This is a genomic window from Pelagibius sp. 7325 (genome assembly GCF_037652055.1).
Classification (GTDB): domain Bacteria; phylum Pseudomonadota; class Alphaproteobacteria; order Kiloniellales; family Kiloniellaceae; genus Pelagibius.
The window spans coordinates 541,445-563,984 of record NZ_JBBKAH010000003.1; the positions used below are offsets into that span (position 1 = coordinate 541,445).

Sequence of the window (22,540 nt, forward strand, 5' to 3'; positions counted from 1 at the left end):
GACTTTTGCCCCGCAGGGCTCTTGCGGGGCGCTATTCCTGGGAGCGCCGCCGGACGATGTCGGCACCGCAAGCGGCCAGCTTCTGCTCCAGGTGCTCATAGCCGCGGTCCAGGTGATAGACGCGGTTCAACACCGTCTCGCCCTCCGCCGCCAGGCCCGCCAGCACCAGCGACACCGAAGCGCGCAGGTCGGTGGCCATGACTTCGGCACCGGTCAGGCGCTGCTGGCCGCGCACCATGGCCGAGGCGCCGTGCACATTCACGTTGGCCCCCATCCGCGTCAGCTCCGGCACGTGCATGAAGCGGTTCTCGAAGATCGATTCGGTGATCATCGCCGCCCCGTCGGCTGTGGACATAAGCGCCATGATCTGGGCCTGCAAGTCCGTCGGGAACCCCGGGTAGGGCTCGGTCATCACGTCGACGCCCTTCACCGGGCCGCTCACGCGCTTCACCTTCAGGCCGCGCGGGGTTTCTTTCACCGAGATGCCGGCTTCGTGCAGCACCTCGATGACCGCGCTCAGGTGGTCGGCGCGGCCGCCAATCAGTTCCAGCTCGCCGCCGGTGATCGCCGCGGCCATGGCGTAGGTGCCGGTTTCGATGCGGTCGGGCACCACGCTGTGCTCGGCGCCGTGCAGGCTGTCAACGCCCTGGACGGTGATGCGGTCCGTTCCCAAGCCCTCGATCTGCGCGCCCATCTTGACCAGGCATTCACCGAGATCGGCGACCTCCGGCTCACGCGCGGCGTTGAGCAGCTGCGTCTCGCCCTTGGCCAGGCAGGCGGCCATCAGCAGGTTCTCAGTGGCGCCGACTGAGACTTTGGGAAACACCACCTTCGCACCGACGAGGCCCTTGGGTGCCAGGGCGTGGACGTAGCCTTCCTCCAGGCGGATCTCGGCGCCCAGCATCTCCAGGCCATGCAGGTGCAGGTCGACGGGGCGGGTACCGATGGCGCAGCCGCCGGGCAGCGAAACCTTGGCCTCGCCGACCCGGGCGGCCAGCGGCCCCAGCACCAGCACCGAGGCGCGCATCTTGCGCACCAGATCGTAGGGCGCGACGAAGGAGGAAATGGTCTCAGCCCGCATCTCCAGCACGCCGCCGCCACTGCCCTTCTCGGCGTCGCCGTTCATGTGCAGGCTGACACCATGCTGGGCCAGCAGGCGCGCCATGGTGGTGATGTCGGCCAGATGCGGCACGTTGGACAGCCGCAGGGTCTCGCCGGTCAGCAGGCTCGCCGCCATCAGCGGCAGGGCGGCGTTCTTGGCGCCGCTGATCGGAATCTCGCCGACGAGGCGGCGGCCGCCGTGGATGACGATCTGGTCCATGCGATCTCTTTTCTGAAGCTTTACAGCCGGGGCAGCGTGACGCCGCGCTGGCCCATATATTTGCCGGCGCGGTCGGCATAGGAAACGTCGGGCGGCGTGGCGCCCTTGAGGAACAGGAACTGGCAGGCGCCCTCGTTGGCGTAGACCTTGGCCGGCAGCGGCGTGGTGTTGGAGAACTCCAGGGTCACGTGGCCCTCCCACTCCGGCTCCAGCGGCGTCACGTTCACGATGATGCCGCAGCGCGCGTAGGTCGACTTGCCGAGGCAAATCACCAGTACGTCGCGCGGAATGCGGAAGTATTCGACGGTGCGCGCCAGCACAAAGGAATTCGGCGGGATGATGCAGACCTTGGTGTCGCGCTCGACGAAACTGTCGTCGGAGAAGTTCTTCGGGTCGACGATGGCGTTGTCGACGTTGGTGAAGATCTTGAATTCCTCGGCGACGCGGGCATCGTAGCCGTAGGAACTGACGCCGTAGGAAATCACCCCCTCGCGGCGCTGCGCTTCCACGAAAGGCTCGATCATGCCCTGGGTGGTGGCCATTTCGCGAATCCAGCTGTCCGGCATGATGGACATGGCCGTCACGCTCCCCCTTGTTGATAGTATCGGCGTTGATGGTATCGGCGTTGACGGTACCGGCCGCCCCCAGAACAACCCGGGACCGAACGCGCGTTTCTACTGGGCCGCCCGGCGATTCTCAAGGCCGTCCCCCTGGTCAAGACGTGCCGTCCTTGCGCTCGCGGTCCTCATCTTTGCGCTCGCGCTGCTCATCCTTGCGCTCGCGCTGCTGGGCCTTGCGCTTGCGCAGGTTGTCGCGCAGGGCCTGGGCAAGCCGCTGTTCACGCGGGCTGGGGCGCGGCTCGGGCCGCGCTGCGGTTCCCGAATCAGCCCCTGTGGCGGGGGATTTGGGAGCCTCGGGCGGCGATTCGCTGGGAGACTTGGTGCCGGACGACATGGCCCGCGACACTGCCCCCCCATTGTGGCGAGGTCAAGGCCGCACGAGGGCGGTTTTCCGCCGTTAAACGGGCTTTAAGGCCGGCTACGCTAAGACCTGTCCGGCCGCCGGCTCGCGGGTGGATCGCCGGGCTTCAGCAGCAGATCGGTTTTGCCGCCAGATTTTGCCGGTTTGGGGCCGGAAATCGCCTTGCCATCGGCGCCCGCCGGTGGCATGTTCCGCCCCCGTTGGCAGTCCGACGTCCCGTCGGCCTGCCTTGTGCCGCCGTAGCTCAGGGGTAGAGCACACCCTTGGTAAGGGTGGGGTCGGGTGTTCGATTCACCCCGGCGGCACCATTTCCCTTCCAAATCGTATCCGTCTCCTCCGCCCACGCTGGCGGCTTACCCTCTTTGCCCGTCCGCGGAGCGCTATGCGCATGCTAGGCTCGCGAACGAACCGCTGGGGCGGCGCTATGGGGAGGAAAGCAGGGTGAAGTGGAGCCAGGATCTGGGGATCGCCGTGGCGCTGACCGTCGTGGTGTGGAGCGCCTTCTACTTCACCTTTCCCAGTGAGCCCTTCAGCGCCATGGAAACGATCTTCGTGCTGGTGGTGCTGTTCGGCCTCACCAAGTTCGGCCATTGGGCCTGGAACCGCTGGGGAGCGGCCCTGATGCCCGGAAAGACAGACCCGAAATGACCGTCGTGCCGTCCACCGCGCTCTGGAGCAGGCTCCTGCTCTGTGCCGTTGTCGTGGTCTGGATGACCGGTTGCGATCAGCAAAATGGAACCGACGATACAACCGACGCGGTGCCACCCGTGACGAGCATCGAACCAGATCCAGACGGGGAACCGGAACCGGCAGCAGGCGCCGATACCGATGCCGGTAGCGACCCCGGCCAACCGGACCTCGCCGGACTGCGCACCACCGGGCGCGATTTGCTGTTTCCGGGTGAAACGGAACGCCCCGGCCATCCGCTCTACAGCTATCTCCTCTTCGCCGGCGGCCGCGACGGCGACCGCGAGGAGCAAGCGCGTTTCCTCGCGGCAGTCGAGGCTTTCATCGGTCAGGTCCGCAGCACCGATGCGCTGGAGGCCGCCGGCGCAACCCGGGCGGAGATCAATATTTTCTATGCACCGATGCGCGCCTACTTCGCCGACACCACGCCGGAGAACCTGCGCCTTCATTTCGCCCAGCGCGATGCGGCCGACCAAGTCGCCCTGCTGCACAAGCACTACGACCGCGCCCGCGCCGACGTGCTCATGGCGCGGCTGCAGCTGAGCGGCAACGGCCCCTATATCGTATCGGTACTGCGCCCCCTCACCCGCGAAGCCGTGCCGCGGGACGACGCCTTCCTGGTGCAGGACCTCACCGGCGTACCGCCCGAGCTGGTCGCGCTGTGGGTCGACGAGTTCAAGCGCCAAGTGGTGCAGGAAGCCACCGAGTCGCCGGAGCAGCTGCGACGCCTCGCCCTCCACCTGCGCACCCGGATCGCAGTGCTGGCAGAGGCCTTTGCCATCACCAAGACGGCGGTCGCGGGGATGTTCGAGGAACCCGAAAGCCCGGCCGCTGGAAACAACTGATGATCCGGCCAAGAGGAAAGCAAGGTGTGCGGTATAGGGGGATCTTCCAGTTCTGCGGGGCCCTGCTGATCGGCTTGACGGCCGGCCTCGGCCTGCCCGCCGCCAAAGCTGAAACCCTGGCGCAAGTCCTGAAGAGGGCCGACGGCGGCGCCGGCCGCAGCGCGCCCTGTATCTTCCCGACACCAGCGGTTGCGGTGCCTGGCGAACGGCCGCACGGGCCCTGCTCTGCCAATATCATCGCCGCGATTTATCTGGATCTGCTACGCGACCGCGAACGCCTGGAGATTGTCCGCGCGACGATCACGCGGCAGCGGGATCTGCTTGCCGCGGTGCAACGGCAGGTCGAGGCCGGCATCTCCCGCTCCGGCGACTCCCTGTTGGCCGAAATCGAGATGAAGTATTGGCAGCGCCGGGAGACCCAACTGACCTCGGCTGTGCTGCATGCCGAGTATTTTTTCAGCACCGTGATGGACAGTGAGCCCTCGGGTTTCATCCGGCCGGACGTGCCGCCTTCGGCCTGGCCCGCGGACGAAACCGTCGCCCTGATGGCCTTGGCCGAGCGGGAAACCATCCCGGAAAAAGACCAGCCCGCAGCGCAATCTGCGCTCAAGCATCTCTGGATCGACTACGAAGCGGCCCGGCGGGACTATGACTTGCTGCAGCCGATGCAGGCCTTTGCCGCGGACCTCGCCCGGGCAACCGGCAAACAGTACGAAATTGGCCAGGTTGGCACGGCCACACTACAAGAACGGTATCGCGATGCCACCCTGCTGCACGACGCGCTGGTGAGCGCCGAATATCGCCTGCTCACCCTCCAGTTAGACATCCTGGAGCGGCTCGGCCGCCGGGCAGCCGCCGAGTAACTGGCGAGTAGCTGCCGAATGGCCGGCGGCGGCGTTACCGCTTTTCATTTGCCGACAAATTGTTATCTGCTGCGCGCGCTGTCACGGTAAGGGGAACCGCCATGGCCGCGAGACGTTCTTTGCCCGTGACACGCATTGAGGCCTGCCGCCAGCGCGCAACCTTGCGGAGCGCCTGCCCGTGAACCCGCTCGACGACATCCGCGCACTGCTTGCGGAAGTGACTGCGGAGGCAGGGCTGCTGCTGCCGGCGCCCGCCGTCAGCCTGCTGCTTTTCCTCGGCGTCATCCTGCTGGCGCTGCTGCTGCACCACTTGGCGCTGGTCGCGGCGCGCCGCACCCCGCTCTTCCAAAAGCCCACGGTCAGTGCCGTGCTGGACCGCGTGCGGGGCCTGACCCGGCTTGCCGCCGTGCTGGTCGCCGCGGTCATCGTGCTGCCGGTCCTGGAATTCGGCGAGGTGTCGCTGGGCTACCTGCGGCACGGTCTCTCGATCCTGCTCATCGCCCTCGTCGGCTGGACCGTCATCGCCATCATCACCCTGATGAGCGACCTGCGTGCGCGGCGCTACCGCATCGACGTCGAGGACAACCTTACCGCCCGCAAGTTCCTGACGCAGATCCGCGTGCTGCAGCGCACCGCCGTGGTCTTCGTCGGTGTCATCACCCTGGCAGTGATCCTGATGACCTTCGAGAGCGTCCAGGAGTACGGCGCCGGCCTCTTCGCCTCGGCCGGAGTCGTGGGCCTGGTGCTGGGTATCGCCGCCCGCCCGGTGCTGGCCAACCTCATCGCCGGCATCCAGATCGCCGTCACCCAGCCGATCCGCATCGAGGACGCCGTGGTCGTCGAGGGCGAATGGGGGTGGATCGAGGAGATCGCCAGCACCTATGTCGTGGTGCGCATTTGGGACTGGCGGCGGCTCATCGTGCCGCTGTCCTACTTCATCGAAAAGCCGTTCCAGAACTGGACCCGCGAGTCGGGCTCGATCATCGGCTCGGTGTTCTGGCACGCCGACTACCGGGTACCGATCGCAGCCTTTCGCGAGAAAATGAAGGAGGTCGTCGCTGCCTCGGCGTATTGGGACGGACAGGTCGTCGCGCTGCAGGTGACAGAGGCGAACGGGCAGACCGTTGAACTGCGCGGCCTGATGAGCGCGCGCACCTCTCCACGCGCCTGGGACCTGCGCTGCGAGGTGCGGGAGAAGATGATCATCTGGCTGCAGGAAAACCACCCGCAGGCGCTGCCGCGTATCCGCGCCGAGGTCGCCGAGGACCGCGACGAAGCCCTGCCGAGCGACGGCCAGACGAGTGAGCCAGACCGCCTGCGCCAGCCGCGCGACATCCACGAGTGATGCCGCGCGGCCGGTCAGGCGTGCCGTGTCTCTTTACGGCTGGAAGTCGATCTCAACGCGGCGATTGCGCTGTTCCGGCGCCTCGGTGTTGACGACCGGATTCGACTCGCCGAGACCGCGGCCGACGATCCTGGAAGCGTCGACACCGCCGTTGACAAGGAACTCAATGACCGAGTTCGCTCGCCGCTCCGACAGCACCTGGTTGTAGGCCTCGGCACCCGAGAGATCGGTGTAACCGGTAATGTCGATCGACCCCTCATCGAAGCCCTGCGCCGCCTGGATCACGTCGGCCAGTTCGGTGCGTGCAGCGGGCGTCAGCTCGGCCCGGTCGAAGTCGAAGTAGACCGTGAAAGGACCGGGTGCAGCCATCGGGGCAGGCGCCGGCGGCGGGGGCGGCGGCACGGCGGCAACCGGCCGTGGCTCCAGCGCCTCCATGGCCGCGATGAACCGCTCCTGGCAGGCCGCGATGTCGTCGGGCTGGAAGTTCTCCTCCTGCTCCTGCATCCAGCAGTCGAAGGCGACCTGCGCCTCGGCCGCCGCGGAGGGATTGTTCTGGGCCGCGCCGCCGGCCAGCGCCGTCGCCAACCGCGCGCGCGCGCCGGTCAAGGTGCCGATCCTGTCGGCCGGCAGATCGCGTTCGGAGATTGCCTCCGGCGCCACGCTCTCGCCCCGGGCCGCGGCCATCGAGCGTTCGGCGAACTTGTCGGAGTCGATGTAGTCGCCCTCGTTGAACTCGGACCGCGACAATTCCAAATAGCCGGACTGCAGAGCGCGGTCGTGAGCGTTGCCCTGGGGCGCGGTCATTTCCGCCTCTCCAAAGCCGAAGCCGGCGCAGCCGGACAGCAGGGCCATCGCGGCCGCAGCCAGGAATACGCGCAGGTGTCGGTTCATCTTTTTGCTCCCTTGATTGTATCTTCTCGAAGACGCACGGCGGCAGTCGTTCCGGCCCTATCCCGTGCGGCGATGGTCCGCACTGGGTGGACCCGGGCGGCAAGACCCCGTCCTGGTGTTCCATCATGATGTAAAGAGTTCGGCATCGGAAGACCGCCGCGATGCCAAGCGCCTCGGCTCCGGCCGTCATCCGGGCTGTTTATGTGGCAGATTTTTGCCCTTTGACTTTTCGGTTGCATATCCCGACGCCTCGTTCAGCCTTTTGGCACAAACGTGCTGCGAACAGTCTGCTCCCCGTCTTCACTTCACCTTCCAATCCCTGGCGCGCATTATTGGCTAGAAAATGTGCCTTACCCAAGGAAAAAGGCTTTCCGGAGCGGAGACAAAAATAGGACTATGGTACTAGCGTGACGCCACGCACGGCCCAGGCGGTGCGCTTGCGCCCGCCTGCCACGCCCGGAATGCCATGGGAACCCTGCTTTCCTTTACCGCTCTTTTCGCTTCGATCTACCTGGTGCAGCTCGGCTCCGGCTCGCTAGGCCCGCTCGATGCGCTCTCCGGCGCGGCCATTGGCTTCAGCACCGAGGAGATCGGCCTGCTCGGATCGGCTCACTTCGTCGGCTACATCATCGGCTGCTACGTGACGCCGCGCCTGATCGGCGACATCGGCCATTCACGCGCCTTCGCGGCGGCGGCGGCGATCGGTGCCATCGGCGCTCTGCTGCACCCGATCCTGGAGGGACCCCTGGTCTGGGCGCTGCTGCGCGTGCTGACCGGTCTCGCCATCGCCGCAGCTTACACCGTGGTGGAAAGCTGGCTGCACGCCCAGACCGACAACCGTAACCGCGGCCGGGTCTATGGCCTGTTCCGCGTTGTCGATTTGGTGGGCGCCCTTTCCGCCCAGGGCATCATCGCAATCTTGGAGCCGGCGACCTACGCTGCCTACAACATCGTCGCCATGTTCTGCTGCCTCTGCCTGCTGCCGCTGGCTCTCTCCCAGCGCGTGGCGCCGGTGACGCCCAAGGCCCCGCGCCTCAGGCCCCTCAAGGCGGCACTGCTCTCGCCGGCGGCGGCATTGGGTATCGTGGTGGCGGGCATCACCGGCGCCAGCTTCCGCATGGTAGGACCGGTCTACGGCGTGGAGAACGCGCTGACCCAGCCGCAGATCGCTATCTTCCTCGCATCGGCCGTGCTTGGCGGCGTAGCCGCGCAGTATCCGGTGGGCTGGGTCGCCGACAAGACCGACCGCCGTCTGGTGCTGCTGGGCCTTTCGGTGCTGGCCGCCGGCAGCTGCCTCGGTATCGCGACGCTGCTGCAGCCCGGCAACGTGAACGGCTTTTACGTCGGCGCCTTCGTCTTCGGCCTGACCGCCTATCCGATCTATTCGGTCTCGGCCGCCTACGCCAACGACCTCGCCGAGCCGGACTTCATCGTCGAGCTGAACGCGGCCCTGATCTTCATCTACTCCATCGGCGCCATCGTCAGCCCGGTGATCTCCGCCTGGCTCATCGCCCTGGCCGGTCCCGAGGCGATGTTCACTTTCATGGCCTGTGTCCACGCCGCCCTGATCGTCTTTACGCTGTTCCGCATGACCCGGCGGCGCGCGATGTCGCCGCGCACACCCTACCGCTACATCCCACGCACCTCCATGCTGCTGGGCCGCATGTTCAAGGGTACGAGCAACGGCAAGCGCACGGCGAAGGAGTGACGGCTACTTGTCGTAGCGGAAGCCCAGCTTCACGCCGACCTGGAAATGGCCGACCTTCTCCCCGTCGATGTGCCCGCGGATCTCGGTCACCTCGAACCATTCGAGATTGCGCAGGCTTTTGGATGCCGTCGTGACGGCATTGCGAATCGCCCCGTCGAGGGAGTCTTTCGAGGATCCGTAGACTTCTGTAACGGAATAGACGTGGTCCGACATAAAGTTCTCCTCTGCTTTCGTTCTCGATCGTCCACCGCGACAACGGTGCGGCGCAACAGCGGTTCCACCGCTGAACGCCCAGAGGTTACAGCGCTTTCACACAGCCGCAAGGAACACAGCATTGCGGCCCGCGTTAACCCCTCAGATGCGCGGCGTTCCGCGCAGTTCAACGAAAACGGAGGATCGCGCGATGATCCGCAGCATGAAACACCTGCGCGGCGACGACATCGCCGCCACGGACGGCACCCTGGGCGACGTCCACGACTTCTTCTTCGACGACCACAGCTGGAAGCTGCGCTATCTGGTGATCGACACCGGCAATTGGCTCCCAGGCCGGAGGGTACTGGTCTCGCCGGAGGCAATCGGGCGTGTCGACGGTGACGGCGACAAGGTTGCCGTCGCGCTGAGCAAGGACGACATCAAGAACAGCCCCAGCATCCATACGGATGAGCCGGTGTCGCGTCAGTTCGAGATCGCGCTGGCCGACCATTTCCGCTGGCCCTACTACTGGGACCAGTACGCCAGCGGCGTCGGCGTGCCGCCGATGATCCCCAGCCTACAGCATGCACCGGCGACCGCCGACGTCCGTGGTGGCGGGCGCGAGGACATCAAGCCGCAGGGCGACCCCAACCTGCGCAGCGCCACCGAGGTAGAAGGCTATCACGTCGCCGCCCAGGACGGCGAGATCGGCCACATCGACGACTTCCTGGTCAGCGATAGCGATTGGACGATCCGCTACATCGTCGTCGCCACGCGCAATTGGTGGCCGGGCAAGAAGGTGCTGATTGGGCCCGCCTGGACGCGCGGCATTGACTGGTCGCAAAAGAAGATGCTGGTCGACGCCAAACGCGAGACCATCAAGGCCGCACCGGAATACGAGAGCGGCATGACTCTCGACGAGACACTTGAGCGTCGCATCTTCGAGCACTACGGCAAGCAGCCCTATTGGGAGTAAGCCGGTAAAATCAGGCGGCGGCCCGTTCTTCGGGCCGCCGTCTTTCGTCATCCTGCCGCGTCTTACGCCGTGCTCTGGCGCGCGCTTCGTAGACCTTCACCATCAGGTCGCCGAGCGACCCTACGAGCATCAGGCCGGCGCCGACAATGAACAGCCAAACGCCAAAGGTCTTCCACGGCTCAAAGGCCGGCAGGAAAAACACGCTGCCGGCCAAGAAAGTGGCGTTACCGATGAGGCCGATCCCCGTGTGGACCCAGCCGAATTCCTGAACGAGCGTTTTGATAGGATGTTGCACGAGCTTGCCTCCATTGGACCTGCTTTGCGGACCAACGATGAGGCTGCCGTGAGGTTGCATGAAACCAAGCGGGATTCAGGCTGGGAAACCGTAGAGGCGGGCCGGGTTGTCGACGAAAATGAGCTGGCGGACCTTCTCGTCCGGTGCCCAGTCGAGCATGAGGTCGAGCAGGCCGCGATCGTCGGGCTGGGCATCGATGGGCTTGGAGACGTGCGGCCAGTTGGTGGCGTAGAGCATGCGCTCGGGCGCATGCTGGATGAGCGCCTTGGATAGAGCCCCGACGTCAGCGTAAGTCGGCGGGCCGACCTTCGAGGTTTCGTAGCAGGCCGATATCTTCACATAGCAGTTGCCGCGGTCGATCAGCCTCAGCAACGCTTTGAATTCGGGCGAGTCGACGCCGACCGGCTCAAGGAACTTGCCGGCGTGGTCGACGACGTAGTCGCCCGGCAACGCCTCCAGCATTGCAAGGTAATCCGCGATGTCGCGGCCGTCGAATTGCACGATGGGCTTCCAGCCGAAAGGCCGCGTGCGCGCGTCGATGGCCAGAAGGTCGCCCATGCCGACGGCGCCGCCCGGCAGGTGCATGATGCGCGCGCCGCGCACACCGCGCGCCGTCAGATCCTCCAGCGTCGCGTCGTCCACGTTCGAGCCGACCACCGCGATGCCGCGCGCCTCGCCTTCAAAACGCCCCAGTGCGTCCAGCAGGCAGGCGTTATCGAACTGGTAGGCCGCACCCTGCACGAAGACCACCCGCTCCAAACCGAGCCAGCTTTGCAGATTCCTGTAGTCGTCCAGGCTCGCCGGCAGCGGCGGCTTCGGCGGCCCGCCCTCGCGGCCGGGGAATCGGTCGTCGTAGATGTGCATGTGGGTATCGGTGGCCTTGGGCGGCAGCTTCAACCGCGGCGGCTCACCGGAAAGCTTACGAACCTTCATACGCTGTACTTTTCGATCATGCCGCGATTGATTTCGATACCCAGGCCCGGCCCCTCAGGCACCGCTACCACGCCTTCCACGTGCTCGATCGGTTTCGTGATGATCGCCTGGCGGTAAGGGTTGTGGGTGCGGTCGAACTCCAGCTGCGGCTGGTAGCGTTCGTGGCGCGGCGGGCTGGGCGGCAGGATCGCATGGACGTGCAGCGAGGCGGCAATCTGCACGGCCGTGCCCCAGACGTGCGGCACCAGGCGGACCCCCGCGACCTCGGCCATGGAGATGATCTTCTTCATCTCGGTGAAGCCGCCGCAGCCGCAGACGTCCGGCTGCAGGATGTCGACGGCACGCTTGGCGATCGCCTCCGCGAAGGCCCAGCGGCCGTGCCAGGTCTCACCGGCGGCGACCGGGATCGGTTGGCCGGCCTTCACGTCGCAGTAGGAGTCCAGCAATTCCGGCGTCACCGGCTCTTCGAACCAGTCAATACCGAGGTCCGCGACGCGGTTGCCCAGCGCCACCGCCTCGATGGCGTCGTAGCCGTGGTTGGCGTCGATCATCAGCTGCGCATCGGGCCCGATGGCGGCGCGCACCGCGGCGATCACCTCGGCGTCTTCTTCCACGCCGAAGCCGATCTTGATCTTGGTCGCCGAAAAGCCCTCCGCGATGTAGCCGGCGGTCTCCGCTTCCAGCGCCGCCCGGCGGTCCTCGCCCAGCGGACGGAAGCCGCCGGTGGCGTAGGCCGGGATCCGCTTCCTGAAGGCGCCGCCCAACAGCACGTGCACCGGCACGCCGAAATGCTTGCCGGCGATGTCCCACAGAGCGATGTCGATGCCGCTGATCGCGGTGATCGTGAGGCCTCTCTGGCCCTGGTCGCGGAACTGGTTATAGAGTTCCAGCCAGATCGGCTCGATCTCCAGCGGGTCGCGCCCGATGATGAGCGGCGCCATGGCCTGGACCACCGCGGCATTGGCGGTGGACGGGCCGAGGCACTCGCCCCAGCCGACCGTGCCGTCGTCGCATTCCACCTCCACCAGGCAGGCCCAGCGGTCGGTGAAAGTCGAGAAGGCCGACTGGAACTGCCGGTCCAGCGTATGGCGCAGGACGTGGGTGCGGACGGCGACGATCTTCATGGCGGCGATCCTAGCGCAATCGCGGCCTAGGCGGCGAACTTCCTGACCAGCGGACCCAGCATCTCCATCTCCTCGTCGGTGAGATCGGTGAGCGGCGCCCGCACCGGGCCAGGATCGCGCCCGATGAGGCGCAGGCCCGCCTTGATGATGGACACCGGGTAGCCCGGCCGGCGGTCGCGGATGCGCGAGAAGGGATAGAAGAAGTCGGTGAGGATCGCCTGCATCCTCGCCTTGTCGCCGGCGCGCAGCGCGGCATAGAAGGCGAGCGCCGCCTGCGGCGCGAAGTTGAATACCGCCGAGGAATAGGTGGAAACGCCGGCGCCGTCGTAGGCCTCGGCATAGAGTTCGTGGGTCGGCATGCCGCCGACGTAGACCAACCGGTCACCCAGGCGCGTGGTGATCTCGCGTACCGTGGCGATGTCGCCGCTGCCGTCCTTGAAGCCGATGAGATTTGGGCAGGCTTCGCAGAGCCGCTCCAGCGTCTCTGCCGTTACCTGCGAGTTGTCGCGGTTGTAGACGATCACACCGATGGCAACGGAATCGCACACCGCCTTTATGTGCTGGTAGATACCCTCCTGCGGCACCTTCATCAGGTAGTGCGGCAGCAGCAGCAGGGCGTCGGCGCCGGCGGCCTCGGCATCGCGGGCGATCTCGATGGCCATGCGGGTGCCGTAGCCGCAGCCGGAAATGATCGGCAGCGCGCCAGCGGCCTGCTTGGCGGTACGGATCACCTCGACGATCTCGCCGCGGGTCAGCGAAAAGAACTCGCCGGTGCCGCCGGCGGCAAAGAGCGCCGCGGCCGGATAGTCGGCCAGCCAGGAAACGTGCTCACGGTACTTGCCGGCGTCGAAGTCGCCGGCCGCGTCGAATGTGGTCACCGGAAAGGAAAGCAGGCCGGAGCCGATCTTGGCCTTGATGTCTTGCGGGGTCATGCGGGGGTCTAGCCATACTGGGATCTGAATTGGGGATTTGACGGATGCTTCTTGAAGCCGGCGAAGGACCGCCGGCACCGAGCGCCCATCATATGAAGGCGGGCTTCCGTGTCAACTCATCATATGACTTGACCGCTTGCAACGATTTAGGAAGCCGCCCGCGATGCCGGGGCGACCGGGCGCATGAGGGCGCGGTAGCGCGCCATGGAGCCGGCCAGGTGGCGTCGCATGGCCTCGCGCGCGGCTTCGGGATCGCGCGCCAGAATGGCCTCGAAGATAGCGCAGTGTTCCTGATAGAGCTTTTCGTCGCTGGCCAGCGGCTCGATCGCCATGCCGGCGGCCTGACGCAGCTGCGAGCGCGGGATGGTGCGCCGACCGAGGAAGGCCAGGAATTCCTTGAAGCGCTGATTGTTGGCCGCCTCGGCGACGGCGACGTGGAACGCGAAATCTTCCGCCTCGGTGGACTCGCCGGACTCCACCCGCGCCTCGAAATCCTTGAGCCGGCTGTGGATCTCCGCCTCCTGAGCGGGCGAGCAGCGCGCCGCGGCAAGGCCCGCGGCCTCGACCTCAACCGCCGTGCGCAGTTCCAGCGACTCAATAATGTCGGAGATCTTGCGCGTCGGCAGGGTAAGCAGCGGCAGTTCCGTGTCGGGTGCGGTCGGCTCCAGCACGAAGACGCCGACGCCCTGGCGCGGCTCCAGCAGACCGTCGGCGCGCAGGCCGGCCACCGCCTCGCGGATCACCGTGCGGCTCACCCCGAACTGCCTGATGAGGGCCTGCTCGGTCGGCAGTTTGTCGCCCGGCCTCAGGGCGCCGCTATCGATCTGCCGGCGCAGTTCCGCGATCACCCGTTGGGTCAGGCCTTGGCGCGGCCGGCCTTCTTCAGTCTGCTCCATGGTCCTACCATTTCCCCCAAAATCTCTGCGGCCAATATCCCGCGATTCGGGGCTCCTCACAAAGCGGCGCAACGCATCCGGAGCTCGTGCTCCGAAAATTCGTTGACCAGTCATCATATCAATTATATGACAATAGGCGCGATTACAACCTGGGACATCATATCAATTGTCCCGGCCCCTGGGAGGATAGAGAAACCATGACACGCCCGCTCCGGATCAAGAGTTTCGCCGCCGCCGCGGCGACCGCAACCCTCATGCTCGCCGGCCTGACCGGTCTGCCGGGCGCCGCGCAGGCCGAATGGCGCGGCTGGAACATCCACGTGCCGGACTACCCGGTCTCGCTCGGCATGGACCAGTTCACCGCCGAGATCGCCGAGAAGACCGGCGGGCGCCTGGAAGCAAAGACCTATCACAACGGCGTGCTGGGCAGTCAGCCCGACGCCATCGAGCAGATGCGTCTGGGTTCGATCGACTATGCCGTCTTCAACCTCGGGCCCATGGGTCAGGTGATCCCGGCGACCAACGTCGTCTCGCTGCCTTTCATCTTCAAGAACCTCGACCACATGCACCGCGTGCTGGACGGCCCGGTCGGCCAGCAGTTGAGCGACGCCATGGCCGAGAAGGGCATCGTCGCGCTGACCTGGTACGACTCCGGCGCCCGCTCGTTCTACAATTCCAAGCATCCGATCCAGACCCCCGAGGACGTAAAGGGCATGAAGGTCCGCGTGATGAACAACGACCTCTTCGTCGACATGATTGCTTCGATGGGCGGCAACGCCACGCCAATGGCGTTTTCCGAAGTCTACTCGTCGATCAAGACCGGTGTGGTCGACGGTGCCGAAAACAACTGGCCGTCCTACGAGTCGACCGCCCACTACGAAGTGGCCGGCTACTACTCCAGCACGGAACACCTGATCATCCCGGAGTGCTTCTGCATCAGCAAGACGCTGTGGGACAGCCTGTCGGCCCAAGACCAGAACATCGTCAAGTCTGCGGCCCGCGACAGCGCCACGCTGCAGCGCAAGCTGTGGGCCGAACGCTCCAACGCCAGCCGGGACAAGGTCATCGCCGCCGGCGTGAAGTACAACGAGATCGCCGACAAGGCCCCCTTCCAGGCGGCCATGACGCCGGTCTACGACAAGTTCATCGCCGCCAATCCCGACCTGGAGAGCCTCGTGCGGGCAATCCAGGCCGTCGACTGAGACCCTTCCGAACAGACCGGCCCGGCCCCGCGCAGCGGCAGGCCGGGCCGTTCTTCTGACACCCGTTCCCGCGCCGTCCTGCCTTCACGGAACCTGCCGGCATGTCCTCCTTCGCAAACGCCATCCGCCAGCTCGACCGCCTGCTGACGCCGCTCGCCAAGCTGGTCGCGGTGCTGTCGGGGCTATGCCTGGTGTTTCTCGTCTTCTCGTTCGGCTGGCTGGTCTTCGGCCGCTACGTCCTGAACGCCACGCCGACCTGGGTCGAACAGGTGGCCCTCCTGCTGGTCGTGACCATCGCCTTCCTCTCCACGGCGACCAACGCACGCGAAGGCGTGAACCTCAGTGTCGACATTGTGCCGCTGATGCTGCCGTGGCACCGACGGCGCTGGCTCCTCGCCTTCATCGACCTGACGCTCGCGGGCTTCGGCCTGCTGATGGCCGTCAAGGGCTACGACCTCACCGTCTTTGCGTGGTCGACCAAGGTTCCGCTGATCAACGTGCCGGAAGGGCTGCGCAACCTGCCCCTGGCGGTCGGCGGCGGCCTGCTGGCGCTATTCTGCAGCGTCAACGCCGGGAAGCGCTTCACCGAGGGTGAAACGCCACCGTCGGGAGAGATCGATGCGCCGGTCAAGGGGCTCGAGTAACGGTCCATGGGTCTCCTCCTGCTTCTCGGGATCTTCGCGCTCTGCGTGACCATCGGCGTACCGGTCGCCTTCGGGCTCGCCATCGCCGCCATCGCCACCTTCGCCTACGAGGGCCTGCCGCTTCTGATCGGCTTCAAGCGGATCGTTTCCGGCATCTCGGTATTCTCGCTGCTGGCGATCCCATTCTTCATCTTTGCCGGCGAACTGATGCTGCGAGGCGGCATCGCCACGCGCCTCATCAACCTCGCCGCCGCCGCGGTCGGCTGGATGCGCGGCGGCCTGGGTGTGGTGAACGTCGCCTCCTCGATGCTCTTCGGCGGCATCTCCGGCTCGGCGGTGGCAGACGTCTCGGCGCTCGGCTCCCTGCTCATTCCGGTAATGAAGCGCAAGGGCTTCGGCGCCGACTACGCGGTGAACGTGACCGTCACCTCCTCCATCGCCGGCATCGTCATCCCACCCAGTCACAACATGATCCTCTATGTGGTCGCGGCCGGCGGCGGCATCTCGGTGGAGCGCATGTTCCTGGCCGGCTTCCTGCCCGGATTCATCATGTGCCTTTGCCTGGCCGTCGCCGCCTACTGGGTCGCGGCGCGCAGGAACTATCCGAAGGAGTCCTTTCCCGGCTTTACGGCGCTGCTGGCCACGGCCATCGCCGCCGTGCCGGGCCTGTTCACCGCCGTGATCATTGTCGGCGGCGCACTGTCTGGCGTCTTTACGGTCACCGAGTCGGGCGCCTTCGGCGTCATCTACGCCCTGCTGATCACCGTGCTGGCCTACCGCAGCCTCTCCTTCAAGGACTTCTGCGCCGCCGTCGGCCAGTCGGTGCGCACGACGGCGATGGTGATGATCCTGGTCGGCAGCGCCACCGCCTTCGCCTACCTGCTGGCGCTCTACCGCGTGCCGGATCAGCTCACCTCGATGCTGCTCTACATTTCGGACAACCCGATCATCATCCTCATCATCCTGAACGTCATGCTGCTGGTGCTCGGCATGATCATGGACATGGCGGCGCTGATCCTCATCTGCACGCCGATCTTCCTGCCGGTGGTGAAGAGCTTCGGCATGGACCCGGTACAGTTCGGCATCATCCTGATGATGAACCTCGGCCTGGGGCTGTGCACGCCGCCGGTCGGGGCGTGCCTCTTCGTTGGCTGCGCCATCGGGAACGTGCCGATCGACAAGGCGGTGCGGACCATCTGGCCGTTCTACCTGGCGATTCTGGTCGCGCTGGCCATCGTCACCTTCGTCCCCGACGCCTCCCTGGCCCTGCCGGACTGGTGGGCGCGCACCATGGACCCGTAGGCGGCAGAGGGTAAAATAGGGTGAGGTGACACCGCCCGCCCTTCAGTTGTTGGAGCAGTTCTCATGAAACGACTTCTCATCACCGGTGCCGCCGGCGGCCTCGGTTCGCTGGCCCGCCGCCGCCTGGCCGGCCTGGCCGACATCCTGCGCCTCTCCGACATCGCCGACCTGGGGCAAGCCGCCCCGCACGAGGAACTGGTGCCCTGCGAGCTCAGCGACTTCGCCAAGGTGAAATCGCTGGTCGGGGGCTGCGACGGCATCGTCCACTTCGGCGGCATCTCGGTCGAGAACACCTGGGAAAAGATCCTGCCGGCCAACATTGCCGGCACCTACAACATCTACGAGGCCGCGCGTCTCACCGGCGTGAAGCGGGTGTTCTTCGCCAGCTCGAATCACGCCATCGGTTTCTATAAGCGCGAGACCCGCATCGACGCCACCGACCCAGTACGCCCTGACAGCCTTTACGGCGTCTCGAAGTGCTTCGGCGAGGCGCTGGCGCGCTACTACTACGACAAGTACCGCGTCGAGACGGCGGTGGTGCGCATCGGCTCCTGCTTCCCGGAGCCCAAGGACCACCGCATGATGGCAACCTGGCTCAGCGAAAACGATCTTGTCTCCCTTATCGAGCGGGTGTTCACCGCCGCCAAGCTGGGCTACGTCACGGTGTTCGGCGCCTCCGACAACGAGGAGCAGTGGTGGGACAACCGCTGCGCCGGCTTCCTCGGCTGGCGCCCCAAGGACAGCTCCGAGCCGTTCCGCGAGAAGATCGACGCCACCTGCGAGAAACCGGAGTCGGACGCACCGGTGAACCGTTACCACGGCGGCGCCTTCGCCATCGCGCGGCTGGACTGAGGCGAACCGCTTACACCTAAAGAGAACCTGTCCCGGCCTGTGATTTTCAGCACAGTGCGTGCCGGCGGCGATGCTTACCCTCGGTCCGCGTCGCCGCTTCGCGGCCCTGCTCAGTCCGGGCGGGGCCGCTTCGACAGGAGAGACCTCGATGGTTTGCCGAAAATCGCAACTCGTCCCTTATGCAGCGGGCGCGCTGGTCGTGGCCTTGCTGGCGTGGGGCACCATCGTCTCCGCCGGCGACCGCTCTGCCGGCGACGGCCAGATCCGCTACAGACCGGTTCAAGGTATCCATCAGGACTTCGGCTCGAAATCCATCACCGGGTACTTCATCCGTCGCAACGACCAGTGTCAGGTCGCCCTCCACGTGGCGGAGAAAAGCGATCCGGCATTTCCCACCATGCAAAACGCCGCGCGCCTCCGGCTGGCCCTGGCGCCAGGCGAGATCGCCTGGCTGGACAGCGAGGAGGGGCGAACGCTCAGCGTCACCTGTGGTGCGCGTGCCGCCAGCCTGATCGTCAACAGCGGCAACCGCGAGCAGTTCGCCACGCGGGCAGGCGCAATGGGCTCGGCGGACCGCGCAGAGGGTGCAGCGCAGCAAAGCCCGCAACGATAGCGGTCGCGTTCCGGGCAGCCGGCGTGGGCGCGCAAGTCTGAGCCGTGCGCATGGCTCCCTTGCGCCCCAGCGGGTGTCATTCCGCTGGCCCGCAAGGGCGCGTGCGTGGCATGGTGCGCGCCCGCACCCAGTCAGGTTCCGGATTCCCGGCCCATGCACGCCCCCGCCAGCCCCTTCAAGGCAATCGCCTGGATGATCGGCTCGCTGCTGTCCTTTGCAGCCATGGCGGTGTCCGTGCGCGAGTTGACCGGGGAAATGCATGCTTTCCAGATGCTGTTCATCCGCAGCGGCCTGGGCGTGTTGATTCTGTTGCCGATCCTGACGCGCCGAACGCAGCACGGCAGTGGCTGGAGGCAGATCCGCCCGACCTATCTGGCCGGCCACGGCCTGCGCAACGTGATCCACTTCACCGGCCAGGTTCTGTGGATCTTCGGCATCGCCCTGTTGCCGCTGGCCACCGTGATGGCGATCGAGTTCACGTCACCGCTGTTCGCCGGCGCGCTGGCGGTGCTGTTCCTCGGCGAACGCATGAACCGCGGGCGCGTCGCCGCTTTCGCGCTGGGCTTCCTCGGCATCCTCGTGATCGTGCGGCCGGGCCTGGCCGATGTCGGCGAGGGCGTCATCCTGATGCTGGTCTGCGCCCTCTTCTTCGGCGCCACCGGGGCGACCACCAAGTGGCTGACCCGGCGTGAAACGGCGCTGGCGATCACCTTCTACATGGTGTTGATGCAGGCCGTCCTCGGCGCGGCTGCATCGCTCTTCGTGTGGCAGCCCGTCCTTTGGGAGCACGCGCCCTGGCTGGCGCTGATGGCGATCACCGGCCTTTCCGCGCACTATTGCCTGACCTCCGCCCTGGCCGCGGCCGATGCCACCTTCATCATGCCGCTGGATTTCCTACGCCTGCCGGTCATGGCGCTCGCCGGCTTCCTGCTTTACGCAGAGCCCTTCGAGCTGTGGACCCTGCTGGGCGCGGCGATCATCTTTTCCGGCAATTACTTCAGCCTGCGTTACGAGCACAAGCGCCCTCGCCCGGAGATGCCTTCGGCCACGCCGCCGCCGGGCAGCGGCCCGCTCGGCTGACAACTGCCACCCCGTTTCGTTCGCTGACGGCCTCGGGACGCGCCTCGCCCCGGCGGGCCGAAGTTTTTCTGGAACTTCACCCGGCGGGGTCCCGTTGGCCGTCCAGAAGCAAAGCTACGCATCACAGCGAACGAAAGGAAACATGATGTCTGAGAAGAGAAACAATCTCCTCTCCCTGAATCTCGCTCCGAAGCTGACACTCGCGGCCATTGTCGCCACCGGTATGGCCGCCTCTCCCGTGGCGTTGAGCGGCGCTTCCCTGCTGACCCCGAACAGCGTTGCGGCGCAGAATGCGACACCGGGCGCCTCGACGGGAGGTGAAGGCGCGGCCGAGGAGTTCGTTGACGGCGGTGCCGGTGCAACCACCGACGTCCACGAGAATGTCTATCTCATTCTCGGTACCACGGCCGAAGAAGTGCGTTCAGAGGTAGACCAGGTTTCTGCCAATGCCGACGCCGGACCGCTGGCCGAGTACGAAAGCGCCATGCGCGACGGCAACCTCGATGCGGCCGCCCGCGTTCTGGCCTCTGCTTCCAACCGGCTCATCACGGAGAAGCTGGTGCTGGACCTCAATAACTCGCTGGGTGTCGAGTCGAGACTGACCGCCAAGCAGGTCGCGGACGCTGGGCTTGAGCGCCAGGATCCTGACCTGATCGTGATGATCCCCTATATCGGCGACGGCAGCGACAGCATGCAGCCGCTGAACACCAACACCCGGGCGTTCAACGAATACGAGGAAGAGGCGACGCAGGGCAACCTGGATGCCGCCGCCGAGGCGCTGGCCGAAGCGACCGAGCATCCCATTACCGAAGGCTTCGTGCTCTTCGTGAACCGCGACCTCGGCGTCGAGACGACGCTGACGGCCCGTCAGGTGGCCGAGGTTGCTTCCCAAAAGCAGGACGAAACCTACTGATCCACGCAGGCACAGGTTGCATCAAGATGGCGGCGGGTTCCCACCCGTCGCCTTCTTTCTGCCGGTAATAGCCTGAAATGCCGGGAAGTATAGGCCGTACCTGACGTAGCCGCAGTTTGTCACGAATTGGACCGAAGCTTAGCTGCGTCTTAAGTCACATAGTGGCAAGCTGGAGTGCGAGCCGGGATTCCCACAAGGGGAACGCCTGTTGCTTGCATGCGGAGATCCTCATCGGGAGTTATGTGATGCGCAGACGTCAGGGTGTCGCAATGTCCGGTAGGCTGCTATTGGCCGGCTTCGTCGCTGCCGGCCTGTCGGCATTGCCATTCGAGTTGCAAAGGGACCTAACCTTCGACCCGTCGAGCGCCCTGGCAAAGGGCAATGACAAGGGTGGGGGCAACGATAAGGGTGGTGGTAACGACAAGGGCGGGGGTAACGACAAGGGTGGTGGCAACGACAAGGGCGGCGGCAAGGGCGGCTCGGGAGGCAACAGTGCTTCCGCCGCAGGCCACAACAAGTCGGAAACCGGAACCGCGGCGTCCAATGCCGACCTCGGCAGTCTGAACGCCAGCAATGCGTCGCCGACGGCGCGAGCAAACGCGTCGCGCAACTCCCCCGTCGGCCAGTTGGGCGACTATGAGAACGCCTTGGCTGCCGGCGACCTCGCCGCTGCTGCCGCAGCCCTTGCCAGTGCCGCCAACAAGGAAATCTCACCGGAAACCGTCGCTGCGGTGAACAGGAATATGGATATCGAGTCGACGCCGGAGGAAGAGGCAGAGGTCGCCGCCCTGGCCGAGGCGGCGCGCACCGCGGAACCCGGCGAAACCGAGAGCGAACCGGGCGAAGAGCAAACGACCGATGGCAGTAGCGACGACGCGCCCTCGACGACAACCGAGGACGGCGCAATCACCGCCGCCGCCGAGGAACTGCTCGGCAAAAGCGGGGCAGAGCCGGTGGCTCAGTAGTGCGGTAATAAGGTTCGTTGTCGGAATACGTCGGCATAGAATGATTGATGGCGGGGCCTCGGCCCCGCCATTTTTCTTTCCATTTCCGGCGCTCACGGCTTCGCGCTAGAAAGGCACGATCCAAGCGGCAAACGCGGGAGCGCCCAGATGCCCTATAGCACGCTCGACTACGACCTCAGCGACGGCCTCGCACGGATCACCTTTAGGCGGCCGGAGCGGTTCAATGCGCTCGACCCGCTCATGGCGCGCGAGCTCTGCGACGCCGCCAACCGCTGCAGCAGCGACCGCGCAGTGCGCGCAGTGTTGTTGACCGGCAGCGGCGACCAGGCCTTCTGTGCCGGCGGCGACGTGTCGGTCTTTGCCGAGCGCCTGGACACTGTCGAGCTGCTGGTGAGAGAGATGACCACCTACCTGCACGCGGCCGTGTCGCGCTTCGCGCGCATGCGCGCGCCGCTAGTCGGCGCGGTGAACGGCGTGGCGGCCGGAGCCGGCTTCAGCCTGGTGACCGCCTGCGACCTGGTCGTCGCCGCGGACAGCGCCACCTTTACCAGCGCCTATACCCGCATCGGCCTTGCCCCCGACGGCAGTTCCACCCACTTCCTCAGCCGCCTGGTCGGCCCGCGCCGCGCCATGGAGCTCTACCTCACCAATCGGGTGCTCTCCGCCGACGAGGCCCTGGAATGGGGCTTGGTGAACCGGGTGGTGCCAGCCGCGGCGCTGGCTGGGGAGGCCGCCGAACTGGCCCGCCAGCTGGCGGCGGGGCCGACCGGTGCTTTCGGCGCGGTGAAGGCCCTGCTGCAGAGCGCCGCCACGGAGAGCCTGGAAACGCAGATGGAACTGGAATCCCGCGCCATCGCCGCCGCCGGGGCTAGCGCAGACGGCCAGGAGGGCGTCCGCGCCTTCGTCGCCAAGCGCCCGGCCCGCTTCACCGGAGCCTGAGGCCCCCATCCCGCAACCAGAAATCCTCGCCGCACCCGCAG

General features: G+C 66.0%; 25 protein-coding genes and 1 tRNA gene. 16 read left to right on the forward strand and 10 right to left on the reverse strand.

Features of this window, described 5'->3' with window-relative positions; translation table 11 throughout:
• Positions 1-31: 31 nt before the first annotated feature.
• The 3 genes from murA to WDC82_RS11605 form a co-directional block, all read right to left on the reverse strand.
• Positions 32-1,321, reverse strand: coding sequence for a UDP-N-acetylglucosamine 1-carboxyvinyltransferase (gene murA, locus WDC82_RS11595; protein ID WP_340117475.1), 1,290 nt, complete (start codon positions 1,319-1,321; stop codon positions 32-34).
• A gap of 20 nt (positions 1,322-1,341) precedes the next feature.
• Positions 1,342-1,896, reverse strand: a complete 555-nt coding sequence (dcd, locus tag WDC82_RS11600) for a dCTP deaminase (protein ID WP_340117476.1) — start codon at positions 1,894-1,896, stop codon at positions 1,342-1,344.
• A 139-nt stretch (positions 1,897-2,035) separates the two neighbouring features.
• Positions 2,036-2,275, reverse strand: coding sequence for a hypothetical protein (locus tag WDC82_RS11605; protein ID WP_340117477.1), 240 nt, complete (start codon positions 2,273-2,275; stop codon positions 2,036-2,038).
• Positions 2,276-2,535: 260 nt separating this feature from the next.
• Here WDC82_RS11605 and WDC82_RS11610 point away from each other — a divergent pair.
• The 5 genes from WDC82_RS11610 (at position 2,536) to WDC82_RS11630 (ending at position 6,042) form a co-directional block, all read left to right on the forward strand.
• Positions 2,536-2,610, forward strand: a tRNA-Thr gene (locus WDC82_RS11610).
• Positions 2,611-2,743: 133 nt separating this feature from the next.
• Positions 2,744-2,950: a hypothetical protein gene (locus WDC82_RS11615; protein ID WP_340117478.1), complete on the forward strand. Its 207-nt coding sequence runs from the start codon at positions 2,744-2,746 to the stop codon at positions 2,948-2,950.
• Positions 2,947-3,834 carry a hypothetical protein gene (locus WDC82_RS11620; protein ID WP_340117479.1) on the forward strand — a complete coding sequence of 296 codons (888 nt, stop codon included), beginning with the start codon at positions 2,947-2,949 and terminating at the stop codon, positions 3,832-3,834. The genes WDC82_RS11615 and WDC82_RS11620 overlap by 4 nt, the downstream gene beginning before the upstream one ends.
• On the forward strand, positions 3,834-4,697 hold the full coding sequence (locus tag WDC82_RS11625) for a hypothetical protein (protein ID WP_340117480.1): 864 nt from the start codon (positions 3,834-3,836) through the stop codon (positions 4,695-4,697). Before WDC82_RS11620 ends, WDC82_RS11625 begins: the two co-directional genes overlap by 1 nt.
• A 178-nt stretch (positions 4,698-4,875) precedes the next feature.
• A complete protein-coding gene (locus WDC82_RS11630) occupies positions 4,876-6,042 on the forward strand; it encodes a mechanosensitive ion channel family protein (protein ID WP_340117481.1) in 1,167 nt (388 codons plus the stop codon).
• 33 nt (positions 6,043-6,075) lie between these two features.
• On the opposite strand, the gene WDC82_RS11635 is transcribed toward WDC82_RS11630, so the two are convergent.
• Positions 6,076-6,933 carry an OmpA family protein gene (locus tag WDC82_RS11635; RefSeq protein ID WP_340117482.1) on the reverse strand — a complete coding sequence of 286 codons (858 nt, stop codon included), beginning with the start codon at positions 6,931-6,933 and terminating at the stop codon, positions 6,076-6,078.
• 466 nt (positions 6,934-7,399) lie between these two features.
• Between WDC82_RS11635 and WDC82_RS11640 the strand changes: the two genes are divergently transcribed.
• Positions 7,400-8,641, forward strand: a complete 1,242-nt coding sequence (locus tag WDC82_RS11640) for an MFS transporter (protein WP_340117483.1) — start codon at positions 7,400-7,402, stop codon at positions 8,639-8,641.
• Between the two features lie 3 nt (positions 8,642-8,644).
• Here the strand turns inward: WDC82_RS11640 and WDC82_RS11645 are convergent, their stop codons facing one another.
• Positions 8,645-8,854: a dodecin gene (locus WDC82_RS11645; RefSeq protein WP_340117484.1), complete on the reverse strand. Its 210-nt coding sequence runs from the start codon at positions 8,852-8,854 to the stop codon at positions 8,645-8,647.
• Positions 8,855-9,044: 190 nt separating this feature from the next.
• Here WDC82_RS11645 and WDC82_RS11650 point away from each other — a divergent pair, with 190 nt between their 5' ends.
• Positions 9,045-9,809: a PRC-barrel domain-containing protein gene (locus WDC82_RS11650; protein ID WP_340117485.1), complete on the forward strand. Its 765-nt coding sequence runs from the start codon at positions 9,045-9,047 to the stop codon at positions 9,807-9,809.
• A 10-nt stretch (positions 9,810-9,819) separates the two neighbouring features.
• On the opposite strand, the gene WDC82_RS11655 is transcribed toward WDC82_RS11650, so the two are convergent.
• The 5 genes from WDC82_RS11655 to WDC82_RS11675 form a co-directional block, all read right to left on the reverse strand.
• Positions 9,820-10,104 (reverse strand): YrhK family protein, encoded by a 285-nt coding sequence (locus tag WDC82_RS11655; RefSeq protein WP_340117486.1) that lies wholly within the window; start codon positions 10,102-10,104, stop codon positions 9,820-9,822.
• A 75-nt stretch (positions 10,105-10,179) separates the two neighbouring features.
• The gene (locus WDC82_RS11660; protein ID WP_340117487.1) at positions 10,180-11,037 is read right to left on the reverse strand and encodes an amidohydrolase family protein; all 858 of its coding nucleotides are present in this window, start codon (positions 11,035-11,037) and stop codon (positions 10,180-10,182) included.
• The gene (locus WDC82_RS11665) at positions 11,034-12,161 is read right to left on the reverse strand and encodes a mandelate racemase/muconate lactonizing enzyme family protein (RefSeq protein ID WP_340117488.1); all 1,128 of its coding nucleotides are present in this window, start codon (positions 12,159-12,161) and stop codon (positions 11,034-11,036) included. The genes WDC82_RS11660 and WDC82_RS11665 overlap by 4 nt, the downstream gene beginning before the upstream one ends.
• 26 nt (positions 12,162-12,187) lie before the next feature.
• A complete protein-coding gene (gene kdgD / locus WDC82_RS11670; RefSeq protein WP_340117489.1) occupies positions 12,188-13,093 on the reverse strand; it encodes a 5-dehydro-4-deoxyglucarate dehydratase in 906 nt (301 codons plus the stop codon).
• Between the two features lie 146 nt (positions 13,094-13,239).
• Positions 13,240-13,989, reverse strand: a complete 750-nt coding sequence (locus WDC82_RS11675) for a FadR/GntR family transcriptional regulator (RefSeq protein ID WP_340117490.1) — start codon at positions 13,987-13,989, stop codon at positions 13,240-13,242.
• 197 nt (positions 13,990-14,186) lie between these two features.
• Between WDC82_RS11675 and WDC82_RS11680 the strand changes: the two genes are divergently transcribed.
• From WDC82_RS11680 to WDC82_RS11720, 9 genes are all read left to right on the forward strand, one after another.
• A complete protein-coding gene (locus tag WDC82_RS11680) occupies positions 14,187-15,191 on the forward strand; it encodes a TRAP transporter substrate-binding protein (protein ID WP_340117491.1) in 1,005 nt (334 codons plus the stop codon).
• Positions 15,192-15,292: 101 nt separating this feature from the next.
• Positions 15,293-15,835 (forward strand): TRAP transporter small permease, encoded by a 543-nt coding sequence (locus WDC82_RS11685; RefSeq protein ID WP_340117492.1) that lies wholly within the window; start codon positions 15,293-15,295, stop codon positions 15,833-15,835.
• 6 nt (positions 15,836-15,841) lie between these two features.
• Complete coding sequence (locus WDC82_RS11690; protein ID WP_340117493.1) at positions 15,842-17,137, forward strand: TRAP transporter large permease; 1,296 nt, start codon at positions 15,842-15,844, stop codon at positions 17,135-17,137.
• Between the two features lie 63 nt (positions 17,138-17,200).
• Positions 17,201-17,989: an NAD(P)-dependent oxidoreductase gene (locus WDC82_RS11695; RefSeq protein WP_340117494.1), complete on the forward strand. Its 789-nt coding sequence runs from the start codon at positions 17,201-17,203 to the stop codon at positions 17,987-17,989.
• Between the two features lie 148 nt (positions 17,990-18,137).
• Complete coding sequence (locus WDC82_RS11700; protein ID WP_340117495.1) at positions 18,138-18,602, forward strand: hypothetical protein; 465 nt, start codon at positions 18,138-18,140, stop codon at positions 18,600-18,602.
• A gap of 153 nt (positions 18,603-18,755) precedes the next feature.
• Positions 18,756-19,682, forward strand: a complete 927-nt coding sequence (locus tag WDC82_RS11705; RefSeq protein ID WP_340117496.1) for a DMT family transporter — start codon at positions 18,756-18,758, stop codon at positions 19,680-19,682.
• Between the two features lie 145 nt (positions 19,683-19,827).
• Positions 19,828-20,595, forward strand: a complete 768-nt coding sequence (locus tag WDC82_RS11710) for a hypothetical protein (RefSeq protein ID WP_340117497.1) — start codon at positions 19,828-19,830, stop codon at positions 20,593-20,595.
• A gap of 287 nt (positions 20,596-20,882) precedes the next feature.
• Complete coding sequence (locus tag WDC82_RS11715; RefSeq protein ID WP_340117498.1) at positions 20,883-21,560, forward strand: hypothetical protein; 678 nt, start codon at positions 20,883-20,885, stop codon at positions 21,558-21,560.
• 147 nt (positions 21,561-21,707) lie between these two features.
• The gene (locus WDC82_RS11720; RefSeq protein WP_340117499.1) at positions 21,708-22,499 is read left to right on the forward strand and encodes an enoyl-CoA hydratase-related protein; all 792 of its coding nucleotides are present in this window, start codon (positions 21,708-21,710) and stop codon (positions 22,497-22,499) included.
• The last annotated feature ends 41 nt before the right edge of the window (positions 22,500-22,540 follow it).